At 58.5% G+C, this 16,539-nt stretch carries 13 protein-coding genes; all 13 read right to left on the bottom strand.

What is annotated here, in order from left to right; translation table 11 throughout:
* Entirely contained in the window at positions 1 to 1,533 is a 1,533-nt protein-coding gene (locus WS49_RS28450) for an LTA synthase family protein (protein WP_059535472.1), read from the bottom strand.
* Between the two features lies 1 nt (position 1,534).
* The gene (locus WS49_RS28445; protein ID WP_373557210.1) at positions 1,535 to 2,356 is read right to left on the bottom strand and encodes an SDR family NAD(P)-dependent oxidoreductase; all 822 of its coding nucleotides are present in this window, start codon (positions 2,354 to 2,356) and stop codon (positions 1,535 to 1,537) included.
* A 1,076-nt stretch (positions 2,357 to 3,432) separates the two neighbouring features.
* Entirely contained in the window at positions 3,433 to 4,908 is a 1,476-nt protein-coding gene (locus WS49_RS28435) for a glycosyltransferase (protein ID WP_059535527.1), read from the bottom strand.
* A gap of 15 nt (positions 4,909 to 4,923) precedes the next feature.
* The gene (locus WS49_RS28430) at positions 4,924 to 6,009 is read right to left on the bottom strand and encodes a CgeB family protein (RefSeq protein ID WP_059535466.1); all 1,086 of its coding nucleotides are present in this window, start codon (positions 6,007 to 6,009) and stop codon (positions 4,924 to 4,926) included.
* Positions 5,990 to 7,330: a glycosyltransferase family 4 protein gene (locus WS49_RS28425; protein WP_059535464.1), complete on the bottom strand. Its 1,341-nt coding sequence runs from the start codon at positions 7,328 to 7,330 to the stop codon at positions 5,990 to 5,992. Before WS49_RS28425 ends, WS49_RS28430 begins: the two co-directional genes overlap by 20 nt.
* The gene (locus WS49_RS28420) at positions 7,327 to 8,301 is read right to left on the bottom strand and encodes a polysaccharide deacetylase (RefSeq protein WP_059535462.1); all 975 of its coding nucleotides are present in this window, start codon (positions 8,299 to 8,301) and stop codon (positions 7,327 to 7,329) included. Before WS49_RS28420 ends, WS49_RS28425 begins: the two co-directional genes overlap by 4 nt.
* Before the next feature lie 2 nt (positions 8,302 to 8,303).
* Positions 8,304 to 8,855 carry a hypothetical protein gene (locus WS49_RS28415; RefSeq protein WP_156441467.1) on the bottom strand — a complete coding sequence of 184 codons (552 nt, stop codon included), beginning with the start codon at positions 8,853 to 8,855 and terminating at the stop codon, positions 8,304 to 8,306.
* Positions 8,852 to 9,964, bottom strand: a complete 1,113-nt coding sequence (locus tag WS49_RS28410) for a glycosyltransferase (protein ID WP_059535458.1) — start codon at positions 9,962 to 9,964, stop codon at positions 8,852 to 8,854. The genes WS49_RS28415 and WS49_RS28410 overlap by 4 nt, the downstream gene beginning before the upstream one ends.
* Positions 9,961 to 11,130 (bottom strand): nucleotide sugar dehydrogenase, encoded by a 1,170-nt coding sequence (locus WS49_RS28405; protein WP_059535456.1) that lies wholly within the window; start codon positions 11,128 to 11,130, stop codon positions 9,961 to 9,963. The genes WS49_RS28410 and WS49_RS28405 overlap by 4 nt, the downstream gene beginning before the upstream one ends.
* A gap of 281 nt (positions 11,131 to 11,411) precedes the next feature.
* Positions 11,412 to 12,494 (bottom strand): alginate lyase family protein, encoded by a 1,083-nt coding sequence (locus tag WS49_RS28400; protein WP_059535454.1) that lies wholly within the window; start codon positions 12,492 to 12,494, stop codon positions 11,412 to 11,414.
* A 103-nt stretch (positions 12,495 to 12,597) separates the two neighbouring features.
* On the bottom strand, positions 12,598 to 13,221 hold the full coding sequence (locus WS49_RS34450) for an acyltransferase (RefSeq protein WP_179949265.1): 624 nt from the start codon (positions 13,219 to 13,221) through the stop codon (positions 12,598 to 12,600).
* 100 nt (positions 13,222 to 13,321) lie between these two features.
* The gene (glf, locus tag WS49_RS28395) at positions 13,322 to 14,419 is read right to left on the bottom strand and encodes a UDP-galactopyranose mutase (protein ID WP_059535452.1); all 1,098 of its coding nucleotides are present in this window, start codon (positions 14,417 to 14,419) and stop codon (positions 13,322 to 13,324) included.
* Positions 14,412 to 16,532 (bottom strand): glycosyltransferase family 2 protein, encoded by a 2,121-nt coding sequence (locus WS49_RS28390; RefSeq protein ID WP_156443998.1) that lies wholly within the window; start codon positions 16,530 to 16,532, stop codon positions 14,412 to 14,414. Before WS49_RS28390 ends, glf begins: the two co-directional genes overlap by 8 nt.
* Between the last annotated feature and the right edge of the window lie 7 nt (positions 16,533 to 16,539).

The following is a 16,539-nucleotide window of genomic DNA, read 5'->3' as shown; positions in this document are numbered from 1 at the left end:
TCACGCCGGCGTCTGAAGCATCCCGGTCGGCGAAGCGGCGCGAGTGCAATCGACGTGCACCATTGCGCGCTGTATCGCGGCACCGAGACTCTCGACGCGAAGGTTTCGGTGCTCGCCGAAATCGTTCGCGAAGTTGCGCCAAATAAAGTAATCGCTATTGGTCGGTTCGGTTTCGAGCGCGTCGAACACCGAAGTCAGCGCGGGAACGTGATCGCCGTAAAAACACAGCACGGTCGGACGCTCCCGCTTGCGGAGATAATCAGTCAGCTTGCCGATCATGCCGTCGGCATTCTCGACGTGTCGAAGATAGGCGGTCAGATCGCGCCAGCGCGCGTCGTCGCCGAGCGTATGCCGCGCGTCGGATTCGCCCGGCCCGACCGGTTCCAGATGCAGCGGGCCGTGGTTCTCCATCGTGATCGCAAACGCGAACACCGGCCCGTCGCCGTGCTCCTGGAGGGCCGCGATGATGGCATCGGCCACCGGGCCGTCTCCGATATAAGGCCCGACTCGCGCGGCACCGCCGAAATCCCGAATATCCAGAAAACGGTCGAAATGCATGAACCGGAATGCCCGGTTGCGCCCGAAGAAATCGGCGTGATACGGATGAATCGCGAGCGTGCGATATCCGCCTCGCTTGAACCAGCCGGCCAGCGACGCACATGCGCGGCGCACATACATGTACGGGTAAAAGCGCGAATATCCGAGCGCCGCCGACGGCAATCCCGTCAGCATCGCGAATTCGCTGCGCATCGTATTGGCGCCCCAGGCGGGAACGTCCAGGCTGCCCTGCGTGAATGCCTCGCGGCGGGCGCGATCGAAATTCACGTACGGCTCCGCCGACACGCATGCGCCGAGGCGACGCGCGTCGAAATAGGATTCGCTCTGGATGACGATCACGTCCGGCGTGCTGTGCGGACGGCCACCGGCGAACGGCCCTGCGTCGACCGCGCGAAAGAACGCGTTGCGCTCCGCACGCCGCAGCCCGTTGACGAGGTAAGCGACGAATGCCGCGAAGAAACCCGTCCGACGCTGGTCCGCCATCGGGTCGAGCGTCAGCGGCATGCGACGCGACAGCGCGACACAGAACGGCGCGCAAGCGACCGCGATCACTGCGGCGGCGCCACGCGCCAGCATGCCGGCCGGTTGTTCGAGCAGAAACCCGACCGTCGCGACCGCCACGGCGGCAACGATACCGAACACCTTGCCCACACTCAGAAACGGCAGATAAAGACGCGGATGGGCGAAAACCTGGCTGAACAGGCTTAGGTCCGTAAAGACGAAGGGTTCACGCAGGGATTCGTATTTTGCGTTGCTGATGACGGCCAGCAACGCGATCAGCACGAGGGCGACGGATGCCGAGAAAAGCGGCCGTGCCGTCACGGCGAAAGTCGCGCCCGCCACGATCGCGAACGCGCAGACATGCAGAGCGATCGCCGCCGGCGAACGGACGAACGACGCGCGCGGATACGAGATGGCCTCTACGAGAAACGAGAGTGCGGCTGCCGCAGCCGCGAACGCGAATCCGGGCAGCACGTCACGCCTTCCCGCGCGGGAGATAGGACAGACGACCGAGAATGGCATCCGCCAGCGTGGCCGGCAGCAGGCGCAGCAACTTGATGCCGAAGGCAAGACTGAACGGAAAGGCAATTTCCACGCGGCGTCGCGCGAGGCGCTTCTTGATGTAACCGGCAGCCTTGTCCGCACTCCACATGAACGGCTTGCTGCCCGGGAAGACGTCGCTCATCGCCGTGCGGACAAAGCCCGGCATCACGACCGACAGGCCGATGCCCTCGCGTGCGAGGATCGGGCGCACGGAATCGCAGTAAGCGACCAGCGCCGCCTTGCTCGCGCAGTAGGCGGGCGAGATGGCCATACCCCGCAACGCGGCGAGCGAACTGACGACCGCGATCTGTCCGCACCGGCGCATGCGCATCCGGTCGATGGCCGGCAGCACCGCATGCAACGCGCCGTACAGGTTGGTATCGACGACATCGGCGGTGCGCGCCATGTGCTCCCAGTCGTCCGCGGACTGCAGCGTGCTGGCCACGCCTGCATTCGCAATCATCAATTCGATTGGATACCGCGTATCGAAATCGATCATCCAGTCCTGGACGGTGGCCGAGTCGCGCACGTCCATGCAGCCGGTCACGACGCGGGCGCCGCGCGCACGGCACTCCGCGGCGACGGATTCCAGCCGCGCCGAATTTCTGCCGATCAACCCCAGCGTGGTATCGGGCGCGGCATAACTCAATGCCAGCGCACGTCCAAGCCCGGCACTGCTGCCGGTTATCACGATTGCTCGTGGCCCGCTTGCGCTCACCTGCCCTCCCCGGTTGCGAATATTGCTGCTTTCCATCGTTTTAAACAGACTTTGTTTTTCAGCGGTGTCTGGTTATCGATCTTCAAGCGCGAAGCGCTGCCTGATATTTCGATCAAGCAGCAGACAACATTATCGATTTATTGCGTTCGATTATTTCGTATGATTTGACTACGTCCGCGACACATCACGCATTGGCACGGAACATCGATGTAGCGATGTGCGACCGCCCGAATCAGGGTTGCGAAAAAATGTGCGGGCCATGCAGCGAAACGACACCGCATGGAAATTTGCGCGACGCGAAAGGTTGTTGGCCACAAGCTTACAACGCGCCGACGCGATCATACATCAATATTAATATTCGAGTAATACCTTGCATGTTACGACCGCTTACGCCTCACATGCTCTCGCCGATCGGGACCATGCAAAACACGAAACTCGCATTGCTTGCAATCGTCAGGCACCGGTCGCACGCCGATCCGCGAAGTGCAAACATCGGAAAAAACTGCCGAACCATTTCACTTGACCGTCCGGTAGCGGTCCATTCGCACGACGTTTTAGTCGCGTCGAATGCCGATGATCGCGTCACCGTTCGGCCGGCTGCATGCGGCAATCCTGCAAGCCGTTGTTAAAGTTGCCTGGCCATTCGTCAGACATGAATCTCCGACTTGGCGGGTTCGATGAGAGACTGTCTGGTGGCATTCTGCCCCGTCCAATTGGGACGGACAGAATTCCTCGAATCTTCTTTGCAAATCTTGATGATCCTTCGACTCGCTTGATTCGCCGGGTCACGTATGCAAATCGTCAGGCGACACCTCCAGATCGGCGCCGGACCGGAGACGGGAGCGAAGCCAGGCGGCCGCGCCATCGGTAAAAGTGAACGCATGCCCCGATTCGATCGAGCGAGCACCGCCGGCCAACGCATCGGCGGCCTGCGGCATTCGTCGTACAACATCGCTCGTGATCTTGCGCTCCCTCGTCGTGCAAATACCTGCGTTTCTTTCGATGCTGACAATCAGCTTTACGCGGACCATATGCGAGAAAGGCAGGCACCCTTAACAAAGCGGCAATCCGCGCCCGCCATTCGGGTCGATTGGACTGCGCTCACGCGGAAATCACGATTGCACGCGGGCACGATGCTCTTGCCACGACCAAAAGAGAACCATACCGAAGCCGACGCAAACCGTTACGTTGAGCGGAATCAAAACATAGTTCTTCTTCTGAATCGCCAGAAAAACCGTCATGAGTGAATAGGCGAACGTGGCGATTTCCCCGGCCAGCAGAACTGCATTGATGCGAGGCATCGTCGAGCGATAGGCTTCCCTGCCTTTTGGCGTGCGATGAAAGCCGCTATACACGCCGAAAACCGCACGGACGCCCCCCGCGAAGTAATACCAGGCCATCGGCAAAAACATCGCGATATAAAGGTAGGTATCCCATACCGTTTTCAGAACACTCGGCTTGTCGTCGAATCTCGCGCCCTTGCGCGAACCGAACGCATTCGCAAGCGCCCAGATCGCCACCAGAACGAAAAAGGCGAATGCGCCGAGATGAATCCCCTCGCCGTCGAAATGCACCAGACAAGTCAACGGCATGCTGAGCAGTATCAGCACATAGATCGAAGCCAGCAGCACGGACGAGAACATCACCGAGATCGCGTGCATCCGCTTCATCAGCGGCATGCTTTGCGACAGCATTTGTCCGACATGCTTGAACCCGCTGTGGATCAGGCCGCGCCCCCAGCGTTCGCGCTGAATGCGAAACGCGCTGATGGTCTCCGGCAGCACTGACATGGAAACGACCTCTCGCAGATACGCATACTTCCATTCGCCGAACTGCGCGCGATAGCCCAGGTCCACGTCTTCGGTGACCGTCGACGCATTCCAGCCGCCCAGCGCATCGACGCACTCCTTGCGCCACACACACGAGCTGCCGCTCAGCGACGCCATGTCGCCGTCCTCGCTCAGCCCCACCGTCACGTACTGCTGATGGCCCATTTCCATGGCCTGAAAGCGTGTCAGGAACGACGCGTCGCGATTCTCGTGGCCGATGCCGGTCTGAAGGAAGCCGAGCTTCGGATCGGTGAAACACGGAATGGTCTTCAGCAGGAAATCCGCAGGCGGCACGAAGTCCGCATCGAAGATCGCAAAGAACTCGCCGGACGACTGCTGGATGCCGTTGACCAGGTTGCCGGCCTTGTAGCCCGTTCGCGACTGACGCTTGATGAGCCGGATGTCGATTCCGTCGGCGGCGTAGCGATCGACCTTCGCCCGCGCGAGCTTCGTCGTCGCATCCGACGAGTCGTCGAGCACCAGGATCTCGATCTCGTTGGACGGATAGGTCAGGCGGCAGGCCGCATCGATGAGCCGCTCGACCATCTCGGACTCGTTGCAGATCGGCAGCAGCACGCTGACCCGAGGATGAAAGCCATCTTCGGAGATCCGGACGGGCTGCGCCAGGTCGGTCAGCTTGCGCCGTTCGACCTTGCGGGAAATCAGCAGCACGCGCAATTCGAGCAGCACGTACAGCGCAAAGTAGAGCACCACCAGCAGGAAGACCAGTTGGGCAGCGTAGGAAAGCAGCGCGAGCATCGTGGCCACTTCCTCTCAGATCTTCACGACGGCGCAGATTTCTTCCAGCCGGTGCGCCCACGTATGGTTCTGCCGTACGTAGCGTGCGCCTGCCTCGGCCCGGTCCAGATCATCCTGCGACGGGCCATGCCGAAGCCGCGAAAACAACTCCCGCGCCTCGTCATGCGTATCGATCACGTGGCAGAACTCACGGAAATACCGGTCGACCGCGCAGCTCGCGTTGGTCACCGCGATGCCGCCACACGCGAGAATCTCGAGCAGGCGTCGCGAGAACATCGTCTCGGAGCCCGTCACCGAATTCACGTTGATCGAGATCGCATGCGACTTGTACACCTGCGCGGTTTCCCGATGCGGCACCTTGCCGTGCACGCGCAGCCCGTTCCGCTTCGGATAGCGGAACTCGAAAAAGCGCGACAGGCGATCGTGATTGCGATCGAATACGTTGAGCTGCAGATCGCTCTGCTCGCAGGTGTCGAACACCATGTCGAGAAAACGGCGGCGTTCGTTCAGGATGCGCCGGTAATAGCTGCCCGTGAAGCACGCTTCGTTGCGAACGAAATTGAAGCCCGAGAAATTGTGCGACGCCGGCTGATACGGCATCACCAGCGTGTTGACCGGCACGTGCGCGGGCACCTGCTGCCGATATCGGGCAAGACATGCCTCGTCGGTCGTGAACACGTAGTCGAACACCTTCGCCACGTCGATGAACGTGTCGAAGAACGCGCCGTCGTCCTTGTTCCAGAATACGGTCGGAACGCCCGCGCGCCCGGCGAAGTCGACCAGGCGAAAGATCGCCGTCGGCTTGCTCAGCCGCATCGGCGGCGACTGTCGCGCCAGCTCGTAGCGCCAGCTCCCGTCGACGCCGTGAAACGCCGATTCCACGAGCACGAGATCCGGTTTCCAGTTGCCGATCACGTCCGCGTAGTTGGCAGGCGTCATGGTGCGCACGCGACATTCCGCCGACAGGCAGTCCGCCGTGAAGTAATCGGTGACGAGCGCGATCTTCAGGCGCCCGAAGCGTCCGGCCTGCTCCACATCCTCCGCAACCGTCGGATAGTCGTAGACCAACGAACCCAGTTTTCTAATGACCCTGCCGACCATTTAACCCCTCACCCTGCGACATTGGCAGTGCGTTCATGACAAATTCGCGCCAGCGGCGCTGTGTGGCCGCGTATTCTCTCGCCTGGCCACGGAGCGCCGCGAGCGTACCGCGATCGGACAGCGCCGCATCGATCACCCGTGCCAGGTCGACCGCATCGCCGGCCTTGAAAAACCAGCCAGCCGGACTCGGACCCATTTCATCGCGAAACACCGGCAGATCCGGCACGATCACCGGCTTGCCCATCGCGAGCGCTTCCACGAGCTTGATCGGCGGCACGATCTCGCAAACCTTGAACGGCTTGCGCGGGATGCACACCAGTGCGCAACGACCGAGCGTCCGGCGCGCCTGCTCGGGCGAGGTCCGGCCCAGAAAGCGAATCTGCTCCGACAATCCGAGGCGCCGGACCTGCGCCTCCAGCGCCGGCCGTGCCTCGCCTTCTCCGACGATCTCGACCCGCACCGCGCGCCCTTGCCCGCTCAACCGGCCGACCGCATCGATCAACGTATCGAGTCCTTCATAGCCGATCAGCGAGCCTGCATATCCAATCGTGTCGGCGTCGATCTCCTCGGGCGCCGAAGGTGTAAACCGTTCGGGATCCACACAATTCGGCAGCAGATGCATCCGCTCGCCGGCAATCCCCCAGCGATCGCGCGCGAACCGGCCCAGTTGCGCCGAGATCACGAACAGCTTGTCCGCGTGCCGGGCCACCAGCCCCTCCAGCTGCAGCCCCTGCGTGAACCCCTGCCGCCTTTCGTATTCCGGCATGCGCGAGATGCGCGTCAACTCCCACAACCCGCGCATCTCGTACTGGAACGGAATGCCCAGTTGCCGCGCCGCCAGCAGGGCCGGCAGCGCGTTCACGTGATTCGACGCCGCGTGGATCACCGACGCGCGATGCTGCATGGCCACGCACGCGATGACGGGCGCCGCCTGCAACGCATACATCAGCACCGGCCGGTTGTTGAACGGCGCGCTCGCATGCAGATACCGGACCTCGCTCACCTGCGTCTCGCTGCCGGCGGCGTCGGTCAGGCGATCCGCGCGATCGCCGGGATAGCCGGGCCGCGTCAGCGGATGCACGCGACCGCCCGCAGCCACCAATGCGCGCACGACTTCGTGCGTGCGCGTCGTATAGCCGCTCGTGTGATACGGCAATGCGCTCGCCGCCACGTACAGCATGCTGTCCGGATCGCCGACGAACGGCACGCCGTGCGAACGCTGCTTCAGCTTGCGCTCGAGCACATGCGCCGTCAGTCGACGGCTCATCGCGAGCAGCGGCTCGGTCAACGCCGTCTGCAACGAATCGAGCATCGTACTCATGCTTTCGCCACCCCGGCCGCCTTCAGTTCGGCACGGGCGAGATCGGTCGTATGCGTGGTCCGGATCCTGCCGCGGGCCTGCAAGTCCAGGAATTCCGACGTCGTGATCACGTCGTAGTCCTTCGTCAGGCGCGCCAGGAGTTTCCGGTAGCCTTCGACACGCTGGTCGTCCCGATAGGTCGCATGCCCGTTCTCGTCCCAATACAGCAGCGACCACGAATGAAGCAGGAAAATCGAGAACGTCGGACTGCCGCTGAACGCGTCGAGCAGCAGCTTGCCCCACCACGGACGAAACCGGAAATACGGCGATTCAGGATAAGTCAGGCGTGCCCACCATTCTTCCTTGCCGACCTTCGGCAGGATCTTCTTTTCCGTCATCGGCACTTCGATCACGCCGTTCGACCACTGGAACGGCAGATTCGTGGGCTCGCTGTAGTTGCACTGCCCGGCATGGACCGCGCACAGGGAATTGTTGAACGACAGTTGTACGCCGGTGGACTTCAGCGCCCGGATCGTCGACGCGTTCCAGCGAAACGAACCGGCACGGTGCGCCAGCACCGGCTTGCCCGTTTCCGCCGAAATCAGCCCGCCGAAGTGACGAATCACGAACTCCGCGCGCGCATCGTCCGTGTATTGATTCATGTATTGCGGCCGTCGCGCGAGGCCGTGCTCGGCCCAGAACGAGTCCGGCAGGTATTCCGGATGCGTATGCAGTTGAACGTCCTGCCCCGCGGCATCCAGCCGGCGCACGACCTCCTTCGTTTCGTCGAGGTACGCATACGCGCCGCACTGGTCCACGAAGAACACGTGCTTGACGCCGAACTCGTCGCCGATGGAAGCCATTTCGGCAACCCCTGCCCGCCCCTTCTCGTGCACACCCCACATCAGCCGTTTGACGTGATCCTCCGTGGCGCGCTTGGGCAGCGCCTCGGTATCCACCGTCAACATGGCATAGCGATTTCTATCCATCATGTTCAGTTCACTTCCACCAATGCCTTCCAGTCGGCGTCGCTGGCCTGCGCCGCGGCCGGCGGCACGATCCGCGCATCGCGATAACGCCACGCGAGATAGGCGCGCTTTCTTTCGCGATACGAACGATCGTCGCCGCTCAATTCCGGCAGGTATTCCACCAGCCAGCCCAGTCGCGAATAGAAGGCGAAATCGGCCACGTCGGTCACCAGTACCGGTGCCAGCGCATCGTTGCCTTTCAGTCGCGCGGAAAAGCCTTCGCACGCATGGCGCAGTGCATCGCGCTCCGTACCCGGCGCCCAAATCAGCAATGTGTCCGCTTCGGCCGAAACCGGCGCGTGCTTCAGGGTCGGCAGCCACGGATAGTTCGTCACGTGAGGCGTAATCACACCCAACGTGGCCAGCACGCGCCTGATGCCGCGCCACGCGCGCTCCTTCAGCGTGGCAGGCGGCTTCCCGGCGAGCAGGTCATGGCGCGTCAGCAACGTCCAGTCGGGCTTCGCCGCCAGCATGCGCAATTCGTGCCTCAAGGCCCGGGTTTGGTCGATGATGCTCAATGCGTTCGCCTCTTGTCAGCAATCCTGGCCATGATCTCGTCCGCCGCAAGCGACGCGCCGTTCATCGGCACCGCGCACCGCGCGGGCGCCGCCTCGGGCAACATGCCCAGCAGCGCATCGACGGCCGCGTTGCGTTCCTGCTCGGTCTCGCAAGCCGACACGACGGCCGGCATCGCGTCGGCGACCATCCGCGCGCGGCGAACCTGATCGTCCACCAGTTGCGCGTTGGGCACCAGCAGCGCGGGCACGCCCGACTGCACCAGTTCGCAGCAGGTGTTGTAGCCCGCGGCGCCGACAAAGGCATCGAACGCACGCAGATAGCGCGCCAACGGGTAGACCGAGATCGGCAGCACACCGGCCGGCAATTCGACGTCGCGCACCGAAATGGGCGCCCGCGCCCAGACTACCTGGAATCCGGCCGCCTCGAACGCGGCGATCAGTCCGTGCCCGATGCCGGCAACATCCTTCAGGTTGCCCGGGCCAAGAGAAAAGAGGACGAAGCGGCCGGCCTGCGGCAGGCCGAGTGCGTTTCTCGCCGCTGCGCGGTCGAGCAACTCGTCGTCCTCCAGCAGGCAGACCGGTGGCACCGACAGCCGCGTGCCGCCGTTCGTCAGCGACGCGCGTGCTTCGGTCGCGCCCAGTTCACCCGGCCGGATCACGAGATCGAACAGCGCTTCGTCCACCGGCACCGTCTTGGTATCGGCCTTGAGCAGCCCGCGATTGGACCACACGAGGACGGGCGATCCATACATTTCGCATGCCGTCAGCAAACCCTTGAAGGGCCACGTTCCGTCGAATACGACCGCATCCGGGCGAACCCGCTCCAGCATCAGGCCCAGCCGCACGGCCAGTTCGCTGTTCCAGCCGAACGTCGAGCTCGACGACCAGTAATGGGAAACGAAATAGTCCGCCTCGAATCCCATCTCCTCGATGATCTCGATCGCCGACGCCAGCGAAAAGAAGAACGGGCGCGCGCGGCCCCGCAGGCGACGCGCGTACGCGAGGCAACGGTTCAGATGGCCCATGCCCGAGCCGTTCACGTTGAAGAACAGGATGCGCGGCAACGCGCTCGCCGCGCGCGCCGGGTGACCGGACTCCTGGCCGATCATGCGTCCCCGCCGAACAGGTCGCGCGTGTAGACCTTGCCTGTGACGTCGGTCAGATCGTCGGTCAGGCGGTTGGCAACGATCACGTCGGCGGAGCGCTTGAATTCAGCCAGATCGTGGACGACCGACGAGTTGAAGAACGTCGATTCGTGCAATGCCGGCTCGTAGACGATGACCTCGACGCCCTTGGCCTTGATGCGCTTCATGACGCCCTGGATGCTGGACGCGCGGAAATTGTCGGACCCGGCCTTCATCACGAGGCGGTAAATGCCGACGACCTTCGGCTTGCGCTTGAGAATGCTCTCGGCGATGAAGTCCTTGCGCGTGCTGTTCGACTCGACGATCGCACGAATCAGGTTCTGCGGGACGTCGCGATAGTTGGCCAGCAGCTGCTTCGTATCCTTGGGCAGACAGTAGCCGCCGTAGCCGAAGCTCGGGTTGTTGTAGTGCGCGCCGATGCGTGGATCGAGACATACGCCGTCGACGATCTGGTGCGTGTCGAGACCGTGCTGCGCGGCATAGGTGTCCAGTTCGTTGAAATAGGCCACGCGCATCGCCAGGTACGTATTCGCGAAGAGCTTGATCGCCTCGGCTTCCGTGCTGCCCGTGAACAGCGTCGGAATATCCTGCTTGATCGCCCCCTGCTTCAGCAGGCCGGCAAACGCTTCGGCTCGCTCGGAACGTTCGCCGATCACGATCCGCGAAGGGTGCAGGTTGTCGTACAGCGCCCGGCCTTCGCGAAGGAATTCGGGAGAGAAGATCAGGTTGTCGGTGCCGAGTGCCGCGCGCGTACGCTCGGTGTAGCCGACCGGAATGGTCGACTTGATCACCATCACCGCCCGCGGGTTGATCGCCATCACGTCGCGGATGACGACCTCGATCGAGCGGGTGTTGAAGTAGTTCGTATCCGGATCGTAGTCGGTCGGCGTGGCGATCACCACGTAGTCGGCGCCGGCGTACGCGTCTTCCTTGTCCAGCGTCGCGCGGAAGTTCAGGTTCTTGTGGCGCAGGTAGTCCTCGATCTCGGCATCCTCGATCGGCGACTCCTTGCGGTTGAGCATCGCCACCTTCTCGGGGACGATGTCGAGAGCCACGACTTCATTGTGCTGCGACAGCAGGACGGCGTTGGACAGGCCGACGTAGCCTGTGCCGGCGATAGCGATTTTCATGCAGTTCCCTATAAAACATGTCAAAACCGGTCAGGCTGCGGACGGCGGCATCTGGCTTGCACCAAAGGCGACGCGGGACGACGGCGGCCGGCGCTACACCCCGCCCTTGCGTGCGCGGTCGCACAGCATCAACACGATCGGCTTTACTCGACTGTTGACCTGCCTTCGGTATACAGCAAGCGTCGAACGTCGAAGTGCATCATGACCACGGCAGCAACAGCAACGATCTCGCACGGGGCGGCCAAGCCTCTCTTGCGGTGATATCTCCCGCGCTTGATCATTTACTTGCCGATCCTTATCGAATTCAGCACGCTCTGCCAATCGACAAATCTCTTGTGCGGCTCGCCGCACCATACTTTGACCGCGAGCGCCTCAGCATCGGGATCCATACAGCTGGCCTGCGAAAATACCGGACCCGCGTCGCAAGTCCTCCACATATGCGGTGCATATTCACTTTGCCCCGCCTGGGCCCGAGCTTTGTCGAAAGCAACCGACGAGTCTGCAAATTCCAGGTGCTTTTCCTGTCCGAAGGCAAACGGCTTGATGAAATCCACTGACTGCTTGAGAGATGCTCCGGATGAAGCCCGGTAGTCATACCAGTCGTGCTTGCGTTGATGCGCAACGCATGCCAACGTCAGCAAAGGAGCAACGCTGTACAAGTGATAATGCAACGCGTCCCGTTGAACGAAGTCGATGCTTTCTCCGTTGGCCCTGAAGCTTTGGTCCATCTGTCTTTCGAACCCTTTTTCCACAGTTTTCCAAAGGGCGTCATCTTTCAGCACGGTCGCAATAAGACCAACAATTTTCAGGCGATGACTTTGCCAGTTTCCGGTTCGATGCCTCGGGTCATTCCAAACGGTAACGGCCCGCCCCCTCAACCAATCGTCGACAAGCCCGGCATTATCAGGAGAAAACCGAGGTCGCAGAATATCATATGCGACGATCAACGGCTCCAGCTTCGTTTCATTAATAGGATCGCCGTCAGTGCGATTCACCTTGGCCCATGCCAAAATATAATCAACACCTTTTTCAGCATATTTTTCGTCCTCGGAAACCAGCCACACCCACGCCAGCGCGGATATTTTCTGCATATCGCGAAGCGAGTCGTCTGATTTTATTTTACCGGAATTCGAATTCAGCTTACCCTCGCCAACGAGAATCGGAGCGGGTTGCGGCGTGTCGTCCAGCGCAGTATTTGCGTTTTTGTACAAGGAATTGTACAGCGACCTCGCTTCACCGTCGTTTTTCAGCAATTGGCGCAAACTCGCCACCTGTCCGGCATCCAGACTCACCGGCCCAGCCCAAGCCGAACTCAGCAACAGCGAGCAAAGGCACAACAAAAATCCAATATACCGCCCGGCCATATTGCCTCCTTGACTGCGTCGATTTGTACAATCTCGCCAATTACGAATAACGCGAACCGCGCGAGAAACGATGCTTCGACACGCAGTTACCGTGACACTCCACTCAATCCGCACTCGATTCGTTGACGTATGCGTCGACGTAACTTCTGCTCCAGCCGCAATTTCTCCTGATAATCTTTGCGGGCACACCCGCAAGCACGACATTTTCCTCGTGGAAAACTTTTGCCACCAGAGAGCGCGACCCGACAATAACATTATTTGGAATAACTGAACCCTTCATAATGACCGCCTCCGAGCCGATCCAGCAGTTGTCGCCAATGGAAATCGGTTTTGATTTATTCAGCAACTCTCCGGTGGAAACATCAAAAATGGCGTGACCGTCGGTTGCACGGAAAGTAATTCCCGAGCTGAGCATGCAACCCTTTCCGATTTCGACGATCAAGTTACTTTCGTTAGACATGGCAAATCGAGCACTCTCAATAGACGTACCGGATTTGATGATCAATCTTTTCCTCACGCCGATTCCTGACATGTCAACGACTGTATTTATCAACCCACGCTTGTGAGTTGACTGAATCTCCACCTTGCAATCGCGGCCAAGCGTAAACCTGCAATTTCTGAACAAGGCCCCCTCATGCACGATGACTTCGGAACCGTCGGAACGGAAGTCAACTGTCAGACCATCGATCGATGGATTTTCAACGAGCGATCCATCCAGCAATTTCAATCTATATAAATTCATCGAATTACCGTCCATTACTCACAGGATTCACCTGCCACAACTGCACTTCCGCCATGACAAGCGAATCATCTCGCACGGGCGAGCGTCAAGAAAGCGCCCTGTATTTTGCAAAGGCCGAGCCGATCACCTGATGCATGTCGTAGTATTTGTACTCGGAAAGCCGCCCGCCAAAAATGACATTAACTTCCCGTTCTGCGAGATCCCGATACTTCGAATACCTCGATGAATTTTCCTCATCCCCGACCGGATAGTACGGAATTTTCGTACTGGACCAAGCAGACGGAATTTCCTTGGTAACCACGGTTTTCGGGCTTCGATTACCTGGAGTAAAGTGTTTGTGTTCGATGATGCGCGTCCATGGCACGTCCTGATCACCATAATTGATGACAGCATTGCCCTGGTAATTTTCCGTATCCTCGACCCAGGTATCAAATTCCAGCGTCCTATATTCGAGCTCGCCGTATATGCCGCCGAAATAATCGTCAATTTTTCCGGTAAAAACAATCGTTTTAGCTTTGCCACTCCAGGCGCCCTTGTCCGCCAGATAGTCGATGCCAAGTTGCACATCGATTCCCTCGAGCATATTTTCGAACAGGGCGGTATAGCCGTCTTGCGGAACCCCCTGGTATTTATCGTTAAAGTAGTTATTATCCCAAGTCAACCGCACCGGCAACCGCTTGATGATGGAGGCAGGCAAATTTTTTGGATCGCGCTGCCACTGCTTCGCGGTATAACCGCGAATCAGCTTCTCGTATATGTCAGTTCCGACCTGGGAAAGAGCTTGCTCCTCCAGGTTTTCCGGCTCACGGTCATTCAGTCGCAATTTCTGCGATTCAATAACCTGCATTGCCTCTTGAGGAGTCGTCACACCCCACATATGGTTGAACGTATACATATTGAACGGGAGAGAATACACCTTTCCGCCCGAAATCGAAATCGGTTGATTTCTGAAATTATTAAAACCAGCAAATCGATTTACAAATTCCCATATCTTTTCATCGTTACAATGGAAAATATGAGGGCCATATTTATGCACATCGATGCCCTCTTGTTTTTCCGTATAACAATTTCCCGCAATGTGGTCTCGCTTGTCGATAACGAGACACTTCTTTCCATCGTCCGTCGCCAGGCGTGCAAAGGTGGCGCCGAACATACCGGCTCCGACGATCAAGTAATCATACATTGTGAGCTTTCTCCTCTCGCTGACTTGCCAACAGATCCATCAATTTAGTTTTTCTCGCCTCATAAACAGGCAAAAGACTCTCGGGAACCCGATCCTTGACCCACCTTACGAGGGTGCTCGCAAACTCAACCCAGATATCAACCAGACATTCTCCGTTGGGGTGTTTTGAAATTCGATGATGCGTAAACTCCAATGCATCAAATGCAGTCAAACGCCGGTGATCGGAGATATTGGTGACTTGAAAACGCGATTCGAATTTCCGGTGAGTGCAAACAACATCATCGCCATACCCAATACTATTAGACGCCAATAGACTATCCCAATGAAATGCAATGTCGTTATGCACCATAGTTGGCCCAAAGAAAATATTGGCGTCGTGCAGCAGATCTGTTTTGATAATCCTATTCCACGGATAGTTAATCAAAGCCGCCGCAATACGCCGCCGCTGATTATTATCGGCCGCCTCGGAAAACTTTTTCCACAGCGCATTGTCGGCATTAAACATATCCCGAACTTGAGATTTTTCGTGAAATTCAATCCTGTATTTCACAAAGTACAGATCGTTATCTTGATTCTTCGCATGCATCACGGCCGCGGCAAGTGCCTCACCGTCGATGACATCATCAGAATCAAGAAAAAATGTGTAACGGCCAGTGCAGAGCGGAATAATCGCATTCCGAGCACGACCGGCACCCCGATTCTTCTGCTGAAAGAAATGAAGATTATCGTGCTGCTGCTCCAGGGCGCGACAGATATCGGCGGTTCGATCCTCGGAACCGTCGTCAATAACCAGCACATTTGCCTTGATGCCCGGAACGTTCAACGCGTATCCCAACGTTTCCGCGATGAAATTTTCACAGTTGTAGGTCGGAATAACGATCGTCAGATCGTAGTCTGGATATCCGTTGAAAAAATCCTTTATGCGATTATTGAAATTTCCTCGCACACTCTTGGCAGGAATTGTTTCTTGATTACGATTTACAACGGCCGCGATTCGCTTGCCTATGAGCGCCTTGACCTCTTCCCGCTCCTGACGTTGCGAAACCCAACTGCTTCGATAGCAATAATCGTAGAACTCGTCGACAACGATCTGATCTTTCGACAAATCCACGTGTTTCCGTAGAAAGCAGCCGATCGTATTGATGTGATTGCACATGGCAGCGAGCTTGTAGTCGGCCGCGCCCATCGTCTGCCCTTCACGAGCCATACGGTGATAGCTGATTATTTCATCGATCTTTACCAGCTTACTGTGGGACGCCAGCACGAACCAGTGCAATGGATTATCCTCATAGAAATAATCCCCTTCTGGATATCTAATTTGATTCTCTTCGAGGAAGCTTCGCCGATAAAGTTTTCGCCACGGAACGGGCGACGTGCGAAATACCTCTGGATATTCTTTTGCAGTGAACGCCTCGTCCGTAGGAATTTTTTCAAATGCCTGCAAATCATAGGCTTCCGCGTAGGAGCGACTTTGCTCCACGAACGTTCTGAATCCGCCAATGACGACGTCCGCCTGGTGACGCTCGGCTGCCGCCACCATTCTCTCGAAGGCTGTTTCAGTGATCCAATCGTCGCTATCGACAAAACCGACATACACCCCTGTCGCGGCATCTATTCCGATGTTACTGGGAATACCGGCGCCACCGAGAGTATTATGATCCAGGCCAATTACGCGAATTCGGCTATCCAGTTCGGCATGCATTCGGATAATTTCTTTTCCATTATCGGTCGACGAATCGTCGACGATAATAAGTTCGAAATTCTTGTAGGTTTGATACCGAACGGAAAGGATACAAGCGTCCAGATATGGACCGACGTTAAACACCGGCATCACGATCGAAATCTTCGGACCATGTCCCGCGACGGCCCCCGTAAACCCGTGATACTCCGCTTTACCCTGTTCGCTGCGCTTCAGTTTTCTTTCGGCCCACTCGATATTGAACCGAGCAAACCGATACAGTGGGTCATCACTGGATATCTTATTGTATTCGGCGATTGCACCAACGAAATCGCCACGCTTGATTAAGTCATTCCCCCGTTTGATACTCATCAATCGCCTCTCTGAATAGATATCTTGTTGAATTTTGATTAACAGGCGCTGCGGCAGCCGCAAGCATTTG

The organism is Burkholderia sp. RF7-non_BP4 (genome assembly GCF_001521935.1).
GTDB lineage: Bacteria > Pseudomonadota > Gammaproteobacteria > Burkholderiales > Burkholderiaceae > Burkholderia > Burkholderia diffusa.
The sequence above is the reverse complement of the archived record's forward strand: the minus strand, read 5'-3'. Positions and strand labels throughout refer to the sequence as shown.

Bases quoted from the DNA above. Each gene is read 5' to 3' on its own strand.
- WS49_RS28445 (WP_373557210.1), bottom strand. From the start codon at position 2,356: ATGGAAAGCAGCAATATTCGCAACCGGGGAGGGCAGGTGAGCGCAAGC.
- WS49_RS28435 (WP_059535527.1), bottom strand. From the start codon at position 4,908: ATGCTCGCGCTGCTTTCCTACGCTGCCCAACTGGTCTTCCTGCTGGTG.
- WS49_RS28430 (WP_059535466.1), bottom strand. From the start codon at position 6,009: ATGGTCGGCAGGGTCATTAGAAAACTGGGTTCGTTGGTCTACGACTAT.
- WS49_RS28425 (WP_059535464.1), bottom strand. From the start codon at position 7,330: ATGAGTACGATGCTCGATTCGTTGCAGACGGCGTTGACCGAGCCGCTG.
- WS49_RS28420 (WP_059535462.1), bottom strand. From the start codon at position 8,301: ATGATGGATAGAAATCGCTATGCCATGTTGACGGTGGATACCGAGGCG.
- WS49_RS28410 (WP_059535458.1), bottom strand. From the start codon at position 9,964: ATGATCGGCCAGGAGTCCGGTCACCCGGCGCGCGCGGCGAGCGCGTTG.
- WS49_RS28405 (WP_059535456.1), bottom strand. From the start codon at position 11,130: ATGAAAATCGCTATCGCCGGCACAGGCTACGTCGGCCTGTCCAACGCC.
- WS49_RS28400 (WP_059535454.1), bottom strand. From the start codon at position 12,494: ATGGCCGGGCGGTATATTGGATTTTTGTTGTGCCTTTGCTCGCTGTTG.
- glf (WP_059535452.1), bottom strand. From the start codon at position 14,419: ATGTATGATTACTTGATCGTCGGAGCCGGTATGTTCGGCGCCACCTTT.